The following is a 14,534-nucleotide window of genomic DNA, read 5'->3' as shown; positions in this document are numbered from 1 at the left end:
TCTACGCAAAGTTATATAATTTTAGTGGGTTTTTTCAATAAAAAGTAAAAAGGAGCATAAAGAATATGAATTTTTTCAAGCAGTGGGGGGAATTTATGATGATGGGCGCACGAGCCCACGCAAAATGGGAGCTTGATATCTCAAATGTAATTTTAAGAGATAAAAAAAGGCTTGTGATACTGGGTTTGTTAATTATACCAATTATTCTTGGTGGTTTTGCATTTGCAGAACCGTTGGGAGAAGCTCTTCCGGAATTTCTGGGAGGGAAAACCGCCTATAGCCCGGCTTTTTTTACACCAACTATCTTTGTTGCATCAATACTTATAGGCATATGCGCCGGCCTGATTACAGGATGTATCGGAGCAGGCGGAGGCTTTATAATTGCGCCCGCGCTTATGAGTGCCGGAATAAAAGGTATTCTTGCTGTAGGAACCGATCTTTTTCATATCTTTGCCAAAGCAATTATGGGATCGGTTATTCACAGAAAACTTGGCAATATTTCAGTAGCTCTGGGTCTGATATTTATAATAGGCGCTGTTGCCGGGGCAACAACAGGAGGTGTGATAAACCGTGTTATCTATGATATAAATCCCATATTGAGTGACGCTTTTATCACAATAATATATGTTGTTATGCTCGGTATTCTTGGAATATATTCTCTTTATGATTTTCTTCAGGCAAGAAAATCGCCAAATGCCGGAGGCGATGCCCATGGAGGAGATTCCGAAGGAATGGATCTTGGCAATCTTCCAAAGAAAATTCAGTCATATAATATTCCTCCGATGATTACTTTCGATGAAGGTCTTGTACCCGGAGGACGCAAAATATCGGCTCTTTTTCTTGTATTAAGCGGAGCTCTTGTAGGTTTTTGTGCAGCTATCATGGGTGTTGGTGGTGGTTTTTTAACTTTTCCGGTCTTCGTATATGTTCTTGGGGTATCTTCTCTTACAACAGTTGGAACTGATGTCTTCCAGATTATTTTTACAGCAGGATATGCCGCAATTAGCCAGTATGCAATTTACGGGTTTATTTTCTACACTCTTGCAATGGGTATGCTGCTCGGCTCTCTTTTAGGAATACAGGTTGGAGCCATGGCAACCAAAGTTGTAAAAGGTATAACAATAAGAGGTTTTTATGCAATGGCTGTGCTGGCTGGCTTCAGCAACCGTTTTTTTGCTCTTCCCGGTAAACTTGCGGATATAAAGCTTATTACCCTGTCAAAAGAAACCTGCAAAATACTCGATATGATAGGAAACGTTTTATTTTTTATTGTAATCGGCTTTTTTGCTGTATGGGTTATAAGCACCTTCTTTAAAAATATTAAAAAGCTCAAAGGAGAGGAGGCTTTATAAAATGATAGCAGATAAAAAGGAATTTTTTGGCGGGGTTGGGTTGCTGGTCGCATTTTTTGTTGTTCTGACAATTATGTTTTGCCCCATATTCGAAGGTAAAAATGCTTTAAATTACCTTGATTCACTATATAATACCATATCAAAAGGCTCAGCCTACTACATACCCAAACTTAAAAGTGAAATCGAAACATACAATAATGATTCGATTTCCGTGATTTTGGAAATGAAAGAACCTAAGCAGGCAGAGGAAGCAGCCCTTCTTTTTATAAAAGGAGGCGCTGAAGCAAATGTGTCAGGAACTCAATTAAGCATCAATGGTAATTTTAATAAGATTTTGGGAAACTGCCTTGAAGATGCTGATAATATGTTTAACAACAATGGACAGGCCCTTTCTGAAAAATATGGCTATAATGAAAGAAAGATAATGTTTAACTGGCATTCAGCTTTAAAGCTGATGCAGGAAGAGCTTGGCAAACAGAAAAAATTCAAGGAAATGAAACTTGTTTCTTCCATAACAAAAAAGGGAGTTGAATGCTCTTATAATTACTATAAAATAGTTCCGCAAAATATTTCAGAAAAAGCTGGTATGGTTGTTTTCTCCCTCGTATTTTATGTTATTTACACAATGTGGTATGGCTTTGGTATCATGTTCATGTTTGAAGGTTGGGGCTTAAGGCTTGGACACTAACTAACCCGTTATATCCAATTAATATCTTAAATTGTTCAATATCCATACAGGCCTCCTTTTTTAACCGGGAGGCCTGTAGTTTTTATGATTTTACAAGAAATCTGTATTTAGACTAAAAAATATGATTTGGAAAACGACTGACATGGGGTTGAAACAAAGGGTTATAATTTTATAATTATCTTTTCTGAATCGGCATCAATTACCGTTATTGCATTCAGGGCGGTAAGAAGGGATTTTTCACGCTCTCCTGGAAATTCATCTGCTTGAATTCCGGGAAGTCCTTTTAATTTGGAAAAAGTTATAACAACATTATCGGAATTTTTTTCAGCTGTAATACAAATGGTTTTTTCTTTTCCAACAATGACATTCATGGCATAATCAAGAAAAAACCATATAAGAGTTTCAAATAAAAAGGGATTGGCATTTATAATAACAGGATCTGCTGTTCTATTGGTTTCAAGTTTAATCCCGCTCATCAAAGCTATTCTCTCGGAAAGATCCAAGACCAAAACAAGTATATCATTTACATCAAAATCACAATCCGGTTCATCAACACTATGGGCAAAATTGTTAAGCCTTCTTATAATCACATCACCCCGCTGAACCTGTTTTATTACTTTTTCCGCAACGGCACTAAAGCGGCCCGGATCAATAGGAAGCCCTTTTTCAGCCATTATACAAAGATCCCCTAGAAGACCGGCATTTTCATTGATAATCGCAAGCACGTTTTTTACTTCATGAGAAATCGATGCTGTCATATTCCCAAAAAATTTAAGGGCATTTTCACCATTTATACCCATTTTTGATGCCAATATTACACCTACGCCTTTTTTAGCATAACATCGTTCATTTTTACTATAAGATCATCAATATTAACTGGTTTTACAAGATAATATTCGGCCCCTGTTTCGCCACATGCTGTCATATAATCATCTTCAGACCCGTGGCCCGTTACAAAGATATATTTCAAACCGGGATTCTTTGAATCCAGTTTTTTCTTAAGTTCAATTCCACCAATTTTAGGCATCTTGATATCGAGAACAGCTATATCATAAGTTTTGGTTTCACATTTTTTTATAGCGGCATCTCCACTGGTAACCCAATCCGCCTCAATATCCCTTAAAGAAAGACGTTCCGCAAGAGTCGACACCAGCTCTTTCTCATCGTCTACTAGCAAGATTTTCACTGTCTTTTCCCTCCTTCTTTTCCATCTTAAGCGGAAGGGTTACAACAAAACTTGTTCCTTTCCCCACTTCACTCTGAACACCTATACTTCCGCCCAATTCCTGCACAAGCCCGTAAGTTATGGAAAGGCCGAGCCCCGTTCCTCCCTGTTTGGTTTTGGTCGAAAAAAACGGTTCAAACACTTTTTTCAGATCCGATTTAGGAATACCCTGACCATTATCTGTAAAAGTTACTGAAATCAAATCAGTCCCTTCGCGCTTTGCGGTAATATCAATTTTACCGCCGTCTTTTACGGCTGCAAATGCATTGTTTACAATATTTAGAAATATTTGCTGAAGTTTTCCTCTGTCACTTTCAAATTGTGGGATATTACTCAAAACGCTTACTGAGACTTTAATACTCCTGTATTCCGCTTCTTTACTTAAAAACCCCAAAACATCTTTTATCACTTCACCAATATCTACCTGCTGGATTTTAACATCAAGGTGACGTGCAAAATTTAACAGGCGTTTTGTAATTGTCCCGCATCTGTCCACAGAATAAAGGGCCGAGTTGGAAAGCTCAATTAATCTTTTATTTTCTTTAATATCGCCTTTGAATGTGAGCATGTCTTTAATAAGCCCGACTTTTTCATTTATAACCGCAAGAGGGTTATTAATTTCATGCGCCACTCCGGCGGCAAGCCTGCCGATTGAGGCCATTTTATTTGAATATTCAACCTCGTGCAGGGTCAGAATGCGCTTCTGGTCGGCAAGGAGTATTCTGTTTACAAGGTATGTGGAAACACTTAAAATTACAACTACTATAACACTTATGCTTGCAATAAGAAACCCGATGAGTTGTAGTCGGGTTTTTTGCCACGGCTTCATCAGTTCGGCCTTTTGCTTAACAATCATCAAAATAAAAGGCGTGTCATGAATGTAATCATATCCTATTACAAGCGCTTTGTCCTGGTATGTTTGTTCATAAACACGGGTGTGTTCGGAAAATTCAGGAACTGGCAAAGGCATCTTATCCAAAACCTTGCCGTAATCTCTTGAAGGTGTCTGGAGAACTCCTTCTTTATTTATAAGAAAAGAATCCCCCAGACCGCTTACCTCAAGCTGGGATAGAAGATCATTAAATTTGTCGGTATCTATTGTTGCACGAAGAATAAAAAAAGATTCTTTTGAAAGGTTGTGTCTGACCGCAATAACTATATGCGGGGTACGCCTGAACCCCATGAAAACATCGCTTATATTTACTCCCTTGCTGGTTACATCCTTAAACCAGCTCTGGTCACGGTAATTTATACCATGCAGTTTATAGGGTCCGGCATAGGCCCTTTGCATCCCGTTTGAATCAATTACACCAATATCAATGAAACCTCCAAATCCCTTTTTCAGATTATTCAGGATTTCGGAAAGCCTTTTTGCATCACACAATGAATCAAATCTATTATCCCGTACAACAAAATCAAGGGCGGCTCTTCGCTCTACAAGAAAAAACGAAACAGTGCGCCAGGTATTTGAAACAAGACGGGCTGTACGCAATAAAGAATCAGTTTCTACCGCATTCTGGGTTACTTTATAATCTATGAGTGTAATCGAAACCAGTGGTATTATCGCTACCATGGATATTACCAAAACCGCAATCTTCCACATACGCCTGAAGTTGAAAAGATGCTTATGCGGGCCTGCGGCCACATCACTGTAATTCCAGAATTTCGGTTTTAAATTTTCAAGAATAGACATAAGATGTCCAAATCTGATTTATTGAACAGTATTTTTTGTATATAATAGCATAAATCAATTATTTCATTAAAACTTTCCGCTGAAAACAGCGGAAAGTTTTAAAAGTTTAGGTTATCTCACTAATTTTGCCAAAAGCAACGAGGCTACGCTCGCTATTTTGCTTCAGAAGCTTTCCCGCGCCTGATCTTATCATTTGCTTTTTTCAAGGTATCACTTAATATCTCGATATCCACTGGCTTCTGCAGGTATGCAAATGCACCAAGCTTCATACACACTTCCTCGTCAGCATCGGTTCCATGACCAGTTAGAATTATGACCTCAATATCAGGACTGTCCTTTTTAACACGTTTTAATACTTCGATGCCGTCTATCCCCGGCATTTTAAGATCTAAAATCATGACATCAGGTTCGTCTTCCGTAACCATACTTAGAGCGGATTCGCCATCATATGCCACAACAGACCCCATATCTCGCAGGATAAGGCGTTCCGACAAAGTTTGCACAAATTCGCGTTCATCATCTACAAGCAAAACCTTAGACGGCATTTTAAAATCATACTTACGGTAAATATCCGTCTGGTAGTAACCTTCTCCAAACTTAGTCTCAACAGACTTTACGCCTTGTACTTTGTCGGCTATACTTTTTAGCTCTTCCTCAAGTTTACTCTGGAGAAAAACATGCTTATTTACTATTATGGTTACCTCACCGTCTTTTGCAACAGCATCAACATTGTGTCCCTCCGTTGCCAGTTTTACTTCAACCTGAGAAGCAAGGAGAAAATCCTCAACGGATTTTCGGGAAAGCTCTGTAGGTTTTACAACATCTTTTCCGGCATTTTCAACTATAAGAGAAACCGCCTTTTCCAGCAGCATCTTATCCATAGGAACAACTAAATCGTATAATGAAGAATCCCAAGGGTCATTTTTATTAAAATGAGTGTTTATCCATACAAGCCTGTCTTCATCTTGTCTATGAATAAGCCTTACCGCTTCTTTTTCAGAAATCTTTTGCTCCATGATTGCATTAGATATTCTAAACTTCATTTCGGCAATAATACATACTTTTAAGACATGACTGATTACTTTAGGAACAAGCTGGCCTGCAAAGCCTGATAGAAGAAGCTTATCTTCGGATATGCTTTCGGCAACGGCAAGTTTAAGCCATGCGCTTGAAAGTTCTTTTTCATGTGTAAAATTATTAAAAACAGACTCTTTGGCCAAAAAAGCTTTTTTTAACTTGTTTGCAGCTATACCTGAAAGCCTGTTTGCTTTATTAACAATATCATCATCTGTTATCAGCTTAAATCCTGTTGATGTAAGCACTTTTTCAACAACAGATTCTTCTTCACAGAAGGTGCCGCTAAAAATAGTAATTACAGACATAAGTACCTCCTTTTTTTATAATCATGCAATACGGCAAACAGTTTGTAGTGGACACATATCTTCCTTATTATCAGTATGTGTTTCATCATAAACCGAGCATACAGCCTTTTCCATAGTAGGATATATGTGATCTTCACCTATCTTTTCTATCAGGTGCGTTCTTTTAAACACTTTCATCACAGTTTCATTTACACCGGAAAATGAAATATCAACTCCACCGCTTCTTGTCCTGTCAACTACCAATGATAAAGTTTCTTCACCCGAAGCGTCAATATCATTTATACCGTTACAAACTATCACAATATGCCTAAGATCCTTTTTATTCATAAGACGCTCTGTAATTTGGTCTTCAAGGTAACTTGCGTTTGCAAAAAAGAGCGGCCCATCGAAACGAACCATATCTATATGATGGCATTGTTTAAGTCCAAAAACCGTTGAATCGCGTAAAGCTTCATCATCATGTCGCGATAATGAAGCCACTTTCGGTCTCATGCTATTATACAGAAAAACACACAAAGACAAAACAACACCAACCATAATGCCCTTATCAAGATGGGGCGCAAAGGCCAAAGTACAGATAAAAGATATAATTGAAATTGTACCGTCATACCATTTTGCCTTCATACTGTGAATGAAACCGGAAACATTTATAAGGCCTATAACCGCCATCATTATAACCGCAGCAAGAACTGACTGAGGAAGATAGTAAAGAAGCGGGGTAAAAAACATAAGCGTTATTAATACTGTCAGGCTGGTGAAAACACTGGATAAACCCGTAACTGCACCGGACGAAAGGTTAACCGCCGATCTTGAAAATGATCCTGAAACAGGATACCCGCTTGTAAATGAACCCAAAATATTTGCAAGTCCTTGCCCTATCAGTTCCTGATTGGGATCAAGCCTTTGTCCTGTTTTTGCCGCCATCGCTTTTGCAATTGAAATAGCTTCCATGAAACCAAGAAGTGAGATAATTGCTGCAAATGGGAAAAGTTTCATCATAACTTTAAAATTTATCGCGGGTATGGAAAATTTTGGAATCCCTTCCGGTATTGTTCCGACAATAGCGCCTCCGCCTATCATTGTAAGCTTGGTTGTATCCAGGGTATTGTTTTTCACTTTGATACGCCAGATACGTCCGTCTGTTTCAACTCCTTCAGGAACCTGTTCCTTAAGATAAAAAAACATCATTTCTTCGGGCTGTTTAACTCCTGCAAACAAAAGATTTCTTATATCTTCTTTATATACACGGATTTCCTTTTTTAAAGTATCTATCTTGGCTGCAATTATACTAACGTCTCTTTGAGCATCAATAACTGCTATGGGGTCTCCTTTTTCTATAATTTCATCAAGGGCTGTCAATGCTTTAGTCCGCTCTTCACCAAGAATTATTGAGTTTTCTACGGCTAAATTATAATTTGCAACTAATTCTATCGTTTCTTTCGATTGAATAGACGTAATGTCGGCTGTTTTATCACAGTTAAATCCGATCATCCATGATACCACCGTTGCAATGCCAACAGCTACAAGCACATTGGGAACTTTGGGCGCAAAACGTTTTAAAACCATCATAACAATAAATGCTGATGCTCCCATTATCAAAGTTGGCCAGTGCGTATAATTCATGGCAAATTTAATAACTTTTGCTATAGTTTCATAATGATGTGCCGCATTATCCACACTTACTCCAAACATTTTTGAGAGCTGGGAAGAAGCAATAATAATCGCGGCAGCATTTGTGAAACCGTTTACAACCGGATGAGATAAGAAATTAACAACAAGTCCTAGCCTAAACACCCCAAGCGAAAACTGAAAAATACCTACCATAAGAGCCAGAAGGATTGCATATGCAATAAAGCCTTCACTTCCTAAAGTAGCCAGCGGTTCCAGTGATGCTGATGTCATAAGAGATACAACAGCCACAGGACCTGTTGCAAGTTGTCGGCTGGAACCAAAAAGTGCCGCAATCATGGGAGGAATGAATGAAGCATATAAACCGTAATATGGGGGTAACCCGGCTAACTGTGCATAAGCCATTGACTGGGGAATAAGCACAAGAGCCACTGTCAATCCGGAGATTGCATCAATCTTGAAGGCTTCAAGATTATATTTTTTAAACCACACAAGAAAAGGGAAAATTCGGGTCAACATATTAAACACCTACCTCGTTAATTAATTTTAAATACCATTACCTTATTCTAATACTAAATAACACCGTACTTTGTTTTAAGTTAAACTAATACTATCTTTGCAGTTTTGTAAAAAGTCTAACCATCAGATTCAGGGAAGTATTACCGGCAAATCCCGATAAAAAACTTCTGCATAAAATCCTCAGCGTATACACACGGCGGGTTTTCAATACATGTAATACGAAACTAAGTCAAATAGAAAACGCTTATTCCAATATATATTTACAATCACAGATCCATCTTTTATATTGACTCTTAATAAACTTTTCCATAAGTTTGCACAATTTATCAAAGCTGATAGAAAATTATGTAAGATAATCATTAGTTTTGTTTCAAAATGAAAAGGAAGGCTTGCATGAAACAACTCGAAAAGCTTATAAAAAGAATAATTCATAGAGTTAATATTAATTTGAGAGAACACGGCTCGTTTGATGTTGAGCCATATATTCGTGAAATAGTGCCCATTAATCAGCTGGTCAAGTTTTATGCTTTTTATGGCATAACTTCCCATCATCCCCTTTATTTTCATTTCAGTAACTCGAACCTTGCAGGAAGTTATTTTCTTGGTAAATGTACTGTTGACAATTCGGTGCTTTATAAAAGCGATATAAGGGGCGACGAATTAATGGCAAAAGGTGACATCTTCCATTTTGAGGGTTCTGATATAGCTCTTGATCATGATGAAAAAATATCCATCAGCGATAGTTTTCTCATAAAAACGCTTGTTCATAACTATTCTCATGATCCTGAAAATTTAGAAGAATTTATCATAAAAAATACAGCTTCAACTTCTTATGCAAACATACATGGTTCACCAGTTGAAGGATGTTTTTTAGGTCCTTTTTCAACAGTTGATCTTACTACTCTTCATGATTGCGTGATAGGTCGCTTTGCTTATGTTCAGGTGGGTGAAATGATCCATCAATGGGTGGAACCGGGAAGTATCTTAATCAGGAAGACTGACGAATTTAATTTCAGCTACCACTTTTCAGAAAATGTACTAAACCAGTATATCAGGTTCGAAACCGGTAAAATGCCGCAGGGTATATTTATGGATTTCGTTGAAAATCGTAAAGAGGATTTCCAGGAAGTTTTCAATGTTGTTCACCGCAAGCTGCCAATGCCCGTTCCTTCAGGCGCTTCAATAAGTAGATATTCCGTTTTAAAGGGAAAAAACCGGATCGGAGAAAACGTCCTTATTGCTCAAAGAGCGTATCTTGAAAATGCTACGCTTGGAAAAGGTTCAAATGCTCAGGAAAATTGCTATATAATATATTCGGAGCTTGAGGGTTTTAATGTAACTGCGCATGGTGCTAAAATTATAAATGCAAACATAGGCCTCAGAGTTTTTGTAGGGTTTAATTCCTTTTTGCATGGAAAACCCGGATGTGCACTTGTAATAGGCAAAGGCTCAATTGTAATGCCCCATACAATTATTGATCTTAAAGAGCCTGTAAATATTCCTTCGGATTATATTGTATGGGGTTATATATCTAATCAGGCTGATCTTGAGCAGCATGGCATGCCTCTTGAGAAACTTTCGGCTGTTGATGGAGAATTTATGCTGGGAGCTATGAAGTTTACCGGAAGCGGGTATGCTTTTGTTAAAGCTTTCCGTAACCGGATAGAGCATATTCTTGAAGCAAACGGCGCCTTTTTCGATGGCAGTAAATTCAAGGGTCATGCTCAGAAAGGCCAAAATATAGCATATAATATTATTCAGCCATGTCCAATGGGGAATAATAAAGGGATATATCCTGCAATAGATATTATGTTATAGTTCGATAAAAAGAGTCCTATTGACAAATAATTATCATGAACATAAAAGTATGGTCTTATTCAAAAATGTCCAAGCAGTGATGAGCCACTTTCAAAACGTTTTATTTTGGTCAAGCTCAAGGCGGGCGAAAATTTCAACCACAGGAATACATTGAGTATTTCGAGGATAGCGCTAAAGCTTCACTTCGTGCGAAATTTGAGCCCAACGCAGAGATCGGCCAAAATGGGGCGTTTTGAAACTGGCTCTGATGTATATGAAAAAGTGGGAAAAGATAAGATAAATATGAAACTCAGGGTAAAAGACGCCGCGGAACTGCTTAAGGTTTCGGAAAAGACAATCTATCGCTGGATAGCGCAGGAAAAGCTGCCTATGCATCAGCTCAGCGGACAATACAGGTTTAACCGGGCGGAACTCCTGGAATGGGCTACAACAAAATGCATCCCTATCTCACTAAAAATGATGGAAGAACCTGAGGATGCTTTTATACCTTCATTTGTCAGCCCAACAATCAAGGCCCATCTCAATCTTTTATCTAAGCTCTCTTTAGGCCTTCGTTCGCCCACATTTGCGGAAGTTGTTGCCCGAATCGGATTGAGGGAAGATATCTTCCTGCAAGCCGGCCTGCTGGATGCCCAGCTTGTCGCCAAATCAGCGGGAAAGGAGGAACGGGCATCATGATCATGGATCTGATGTTGGCATCTCTTGCAGTCCTCCTTTTTGGCAGCGCTGTGTGCGTTTTTGCAGGCGGTTCAGGAAAGAGCGCATCTCTGATGGGAGCTATTACAAGCGTGACCGGTGCTATTTTAGCCATGGGGGCAGCAGGAACAATTCTATGGACCGGTAAAGAATCATCACTCCATGTACCGTGGCAGGTTCCCTTCGGCTCTTTCTATATCGCAGTTGATCCCTTGTCCGCCTTTTTCATCATTACTATCTCCCTTGTCTGTGCACTTGCCGCCATTTATGGAACGGCTTATATGGATATCTATCGTGGCAAAAAGAATCTCGGCGCAGCGTGGTGCTTTTTTAATTTACTCTTTGCTTCCATGCTGTTGGTGGTTCTTTCCAGAAACGGCATATTGTTTCTGATCGCCTGGGAAGGCATGTCCCTCTCCTCTTTTTTTCTGGTGATGTTCGAGCACGAAAAGGCGGAGGTCCGGGAGGCAGGATGGGTGTATCTTATAGCAGCCCATGTTGGCCAGGCATGCCTGATGTTTCTTTTTATACTTTTAGGCGGGCAGAATGCGAGTCTTGACTTTGACAAGTTTACTACACCTGTTGGTGCGGCAGCAGCCCTGTTTATTCTGGCATTAGCCGGTTTTGGTGCAAAGGCAGGCTTTGTGCCCATGCACGTATGGCTGCCCGATGCCCATCCTGCAGCACCGTCCCATGTCTCAGCCGTGATGAGTGGTGTGATGATAAAGACAGGCATATATGGTCTTGTGAGGATAGTATTACTGATCGGTGCTCCGGCTCAGTGGTGGGGCTGGACGCTACTTATTATTGGCGCTGTCTCAGGTATTATGGGCGTCCTGTTCGCCCTGGCGCAGCATGACATTAAGCGTCTTCTGGCCTACCACAGTGTCGAAAATATCGGGATTATCTGCATGGGGCTGGGATTGTGGCTCCTTGGCGTATCAATAAATAATCCTGTTCTGGCCACCCTTGGCCTTATGGGGGGACTGCTTCACGTACTAAATCATGCCCTCTTTAAAAGTCTGCTTTTTTTCGGAGCAGGAAGTGTGGCCCATGCTTCAGGCACCAGAAATATGGATCTATTGGGAGGTCTTCTGAAAAGAATGCCGCAGACATCCCTGACATTTGCCATCGGTGCTGCCGCCATTTGCGGACTTCCTCCTTTAAACGGTTTTATAAGCGAATTTCTTATATATCTTGGTGCGTTCGGAATAGTTGCCAAGGCCGGCACATTAGGTAGCCCGGCTGTTGGAGGATTGATCGCCATGGCCTCTCTGGGATTAATAGGGGGGCTCGCTGCCGCCTGCTTTGCGAAAGTCTTTGGTATCGTATTTTTAGGTGAACCACGAAGCGAAAATTCGGCCAGGGCGCATGAAGTCCCACGGCCAATGCTCTTTGCCATGACCACACTGGCAGCCCTGTGTATTATCATAGGTCTTGCCGGTCCTTTAGCTATTAAACTTGTAACTCCGGTCGCAAGACAATTGATAGGGGATGCAAATGTATCGGAAACATCAGCCATGGCCTGCGGAATTCTCTGGAAAATCAGCCTTGCAGGAGGAGTATTGATAATCATTGCAGGAGTTTTTTGGGGACTGCGGAGCATTTTGCTTGCAAGACGGGTTAATAGTACCGGACCAACATGGGACTGCGGCTATTTAGCTCCTAACAATCGCATGCAATATACTGCTTCATCTTTTGCCTGGCCTGTGATCGGTATGTTCCAGTGGCTGGTGCGCCCAAAGCTCAATGTCCGGTTCACTAAAGGACTTTTTCCACAACATGCTGAGATATCATCTCATACTGATGATATCTTCCGCCGGAATCTGTTTGCCCCCATATTTAAATTGATCAGTGAACTGGCTCAGCGTATACACAGGCTACAGGAAGGCCGCAACCAGCTTTACGTGTTGTATATTGCCATAACGATTCTGATACTGCTGTTAGTGAAAGTGAGGTAGTCAGACATGACCATTCTGTCATCGATAATTCATTTATTCCTCACACTGATTCTTTCGCCGCTTCTCATAGGTATAATCAATCGCACAAAAGCCCTTTTTGCCGGTCGAAAGGGACAACCTTTGCTGCAACCTTATTATGATCTTATCAAGCTGATGAAAAAAGGTTCGGTATACAGCACAACCTCAACCTGGGTTTTTCGCTTGGGTCCTGTTATGGGTCTTTCTGCTGTGATGATCTCAATATTGATCGTACCGTCAGGCGGAGTCGGGGGCTTGCTTTCCTTTTCCGGTGACTTTGTCTTTATGGCCTACGCTTTAGGGTTGACCCGTTTTGTCACAGTGATAGCCGCCATGGATACCGGATCTCCCTTTGAAGGAATGGGTGCAAGCCGCGAGGTACAGTTTGCGATTATTGCCGAAGTTGTGCTGCTGCTTGGTCTGGCTGTGCTTGCTATAGGCACACATGAAATCAGCCTTTCCGGTATATATGCCGGGTTATGGACTAAATCCATCTCCCCTCTCGGCCCTGTTTCTGTGATTGTAGCTTTTGCCTTTTTAACAGTTCTATTGACGGAGAATGCCAGGATACCGGTGGATGACCCAAACACGCACCTGGAGCTTACCATGATTCATGAGGTCATGGTACTTGATCACGGCGGAGTGGACCTGGCCTTCATACAATACGGAGCGTCTTTGAAGCTGTGGTTGTTTTCTGCACTGTTGGTCGGCATAGCCATACCGCTCAGGACAGGGCTGCCTTTGGTGGACGTCATTGTAAATATAATAGGTATTTTAGCCATAGCTGTGCTCGTCGGAATAATTGAGTCGTGCATGGCAAGGCTCAAGCTCTTGCATGTACCTCAAATGCTTGTGGTGGCCCTTTCCGTGACAGTGGCCGCACTTTTATGGATTCTGAGATAATGATATGAGTATATGGACCAATATTTTTATTCTTGGCCTTGTATTAACCGATTTTCGCCTATTGGCTACCAGTCGTCTGGCGACGGTTATTCAGACCACTGTATTCCAGGCTTTTGCCCTCAGCGCTTTTATGTTGACCATGGCTGACAGACCATGGCCACCCCTGCTGATTTTTCTTGCCCTTTTAACATTGATGGTAAAGGGCCTGGTTTTACCCTGGCTTCTGCGCAGGGCAATGAGAGAAACGGGGGCTCAGAGGGAAATTGAACCCATTGTCGGCTACAGCGCCTCCGTACTTGTAGGGATTGTCCTTCTCGGTTTGAGCTTTTTGATCTTTATTCCATTGAAGACATCAGTCTCCCAGGAATCAGCCTTTCTTCTCCCGGCTGCACTTTTTACCACGCTGACGGGTTTGATGATAATTATTTCGCGTAAAAACGCCCTGACCCAGGTGGTCGGTTATCTTGTTATGGAAAACGGAGTGTATGCCTTTGGCGCAGCTCTTGCCGTGGAAGAACCGCTGCTTGTGGAAATGGGGGTCTTGCTGGACGTATTTGTGGCTGTTTTTGTCATGGGAATTACAGTTTATCAGATCTCCCGGGAGTTTGATAATATCGATACCGACCGTTTGTCGGAACTGAAGGATTAAT

Annotated in this window: 12 protein-coding genes; 7 read left to right on the top strand and 5 right to left on the bottom strand. The window is 40.8% G+C overall.

Annotated features, from left to right (window positions below):
• The first annotated feature begins 65 nt into the window (after positions 1–65).
• Entirely contained in the window at positions 66–1,352 is a 1,287-nt protein-coding gene (locus tag KKC46_10675) for a sulfite exporter TauE/SafE family protein (GenBank protein MBU1054281.1), read from the top strand.
• A 1-nt stretch (position 1,353) separates the two neighbouring features.
• Positions 1,354–2,040: a hypothetical protein gene (locus KKC46_10670; GenBank protein ID MBU1054280.1), complete on the top strand. Its 687-nt coding sequence runs from the start codon at positions 1,354–1,356 to the stop codon at positions 2,038–2,040.
• A 161-nt stretch (positions 2,041–2,201) separates the two neighbouring features.
• On the opposite strand, the gene KKC46_10665 is transcribed toward KKC46_10670, so the two are convergent.
• The 5 genes from KKC46_10665 to KKC46_10645 all read right to left on the bottom strand — a co-directional run bounded on the left by KKC46_10665 (position 2,202) and on the right by KKC46_10645 (position 8,488).
• Positions 2,202–2,852, bottom strand: a complete 651-nt coding sequence (locus KKC46_10665) for a sensor histidine kinase (protein MBU1054279.1) — start codon at positions 2,850–2,852, stop codon at positions 2,202–2,204.
• A gap of 8 nt (positions 2,853–2,860) precedes the next feature.
• On the bottom strand, positions 2,861–3,226 hold the full coding sequence (locus KKC46_10660) for a response regulator (protein MBU1054278.1): 366 nt from the start codon (positions 3,224–3,226) through the stop codon (positions 2,861–2,863).
• Complete coding sequence (locus KKC46_10655; GenBank protein ID MBU1054277.1) at positions 3,201–4,958, bottom strand: two-component sensor histidine kinase; 1,758 nt, start codon at positions 4,956–4,958, stop codon at positions 3,201–3,203. Before KKC46_10655 ends, KKC46_10660 begins: the two co-directional genes overlap by 26 nt.
• Before the next feature lie 152 nt (positions 4,959–5,110).
• Entirely contained in the window at positions 5,111–6,340 is a 1,230-nt protein-coding gene (locus KKC46_10650) for a response regulator (protein MBU1054276.1), read from the bottom strand.
• A gap of 21 nt (positions 6,341–6,361) precedes the next feature.
• Positions 6,362–8,488, bottom strand: coding sequence for an STAS domain-containing protein (locus KKC46_10645; protein ID MBU1054275.1), 2,127 nt, complete (start codon positions 8,486–8,488; stop codon positions 6,362–6,364).
• A 393-nt stretch (positions 8,489–8,881) separates the two neighbouring features.
• On the opposite strand from KKC46_10645, the gene KKC46_10640 reads away from it, so the two are divergent.
• The 5 genes from KKC46_10640 to KKC46_10620 all read left to right on the top strand — a co-directional run bounded on the left by KKC46_10640 (position 8,882) and on the right by KKC46_10620 (position 14,533).
• Positions 8,882–10,306 (top strand): transferase, encoded by a 1,425-nt coding sequence (locus KKC46_10640; GenBank protein MBU1054274.1) that lies wholly within the window; start codon positions 8,882–8,884, stop codon positions 10,304–10,306.
• 282 nt (positions 10,307–10,588) lie between these two features.
• Positions 10,589–10,984: a helix-turn-helix domain-containing protein gene (locus KKC46_10635; protein ID MBU1054273.1), complete on the top strand. Its 396-nt coding sequence runs from the start codon at positions 10,589–10,591 to the stop codon at positions 10,982–10,984.
• A complete protein-coding gene (locus KKC46_10630; protein MBU1054272.1) occupies positions 10,981–12,963 on the top strand; it encodes a hydrogenase in 1,983 nt (660 codons plus the stop codon). The genes KKC46_10635 and KKC46_10630 overlap by 4 nt, the downstream gene beginning before the upstream one ends.
• Positions 12,964–12,969: 6 nt before the next feature.
• Positions 12,970–13,884 carry an NADH-quinone oxidoreductase subunit H gene (locus tag KKC46_10625; protein MBU1054271.1) on the top strand — a complete coding sequence of 305 codons (915 nt, stop codon included), beginning with the start codon at positions 12,970–12,972 and terminating at the stop codon, positions 13,882–13,884.
• Positions 13,885–13,888: 4 nt separating this feature from the next.
• On the top strand, positions 13,889–14,533 hold the full coding sequence (locus KKC46_10620) for a hydrogenase (protein ID MBU1054270.1): 645 nt from the start codon (positions 13,889–13,891) through the stop codon (positions 14,531–14,533).
• Position 14,534: the final 1 nt, after the last annotated feature.

The organism is Pseudomonadota bacterium (assembly GCA_018817425.1).
Classification (GTDB): Bacteria; Desulfobacterota; Desulfobacteria; order Desulfobacterales; family RPRI01; genus RPRI01.
This window is presented reverse-complemented; position numbering and strand designations above follow the sequence as displayed.

What these genes read in the sequence shown, in the direction of transcription:
- KKC46_10675 (MBU1054281.1), top strand. Translation starts at nt 66, where the DNA reads ATGAATTTTTTCAAGCAGTGGGGGGAATTTATGATGATGGGCGCACGA.
- KKC46_10670 (MBU1054280.1), top strand. Translation starts at nt 1,354, where the DNA reads ATGATAGCAGATAAAAAGGAATTTTTTGGCGGGGTTGGGTTGCTGGTC.
- KKC46_10655 (MBU1054277.1), bottom strand. Translation starts at nt 4,958, where the DNA reads ATGTCTATTCTTGAAAATTTAAAACCGAAATTCTGGAATTACAGTGAT.
- KKC46_10650 (MBU1054276.1), bottom strand. Translation starts at nt 6,340, where the DNA reads ATGTCTGTAATTACTATTTTTAGCGGCACCTTCTGTGAAGAAGAATCT.
- KKC46_10645 (MBU1054275.1), bottom strand. Translation starts at nt 8,488, where the DNA reads ATGTTGACCCGAATTTTCCCTTTTCTTGTGTGGTTTAAAAAATATAAT.
- KKC46_10640 (MBU1054274.1), top strand. Translation starts at nt 8,882, where the DNA reads ATGAAACAACTCGAAAAGCTTATAAAAAGAATAATTCATAGAGTTAAT.
- KKC46_10635 (MBU1054273.1), top strand. Translation starts at nt 10,589, where the DNA reads ATGAAACTCAGGGTAAAAGACGCCGCGGAACTGCTTAAGGTTTCGGAA.
- KKC46_10630 (MBU1054272.1), top strand. Translation starts at nt 10,981, where the DNA reads ATGATCATGGATCTGATGTTGGCATCTCTTGCAGTCCTCCTTTTTGGC.
- KKC46_10625 (MBU1054271.1), top strand. Translation starts at nt 12,970, where the DNA reads ATGACCATTCTGTCATCGATAATTCATTTATTCCTCACACTGATTCTT.
- KKC46_10620 (MBU1054270.1), top strand. Translation starts at nt 13,889, where the DNA reads ATGAGTATATGGACCAATATTTTTATTCTTGGCCTTGTATTAACCGAT.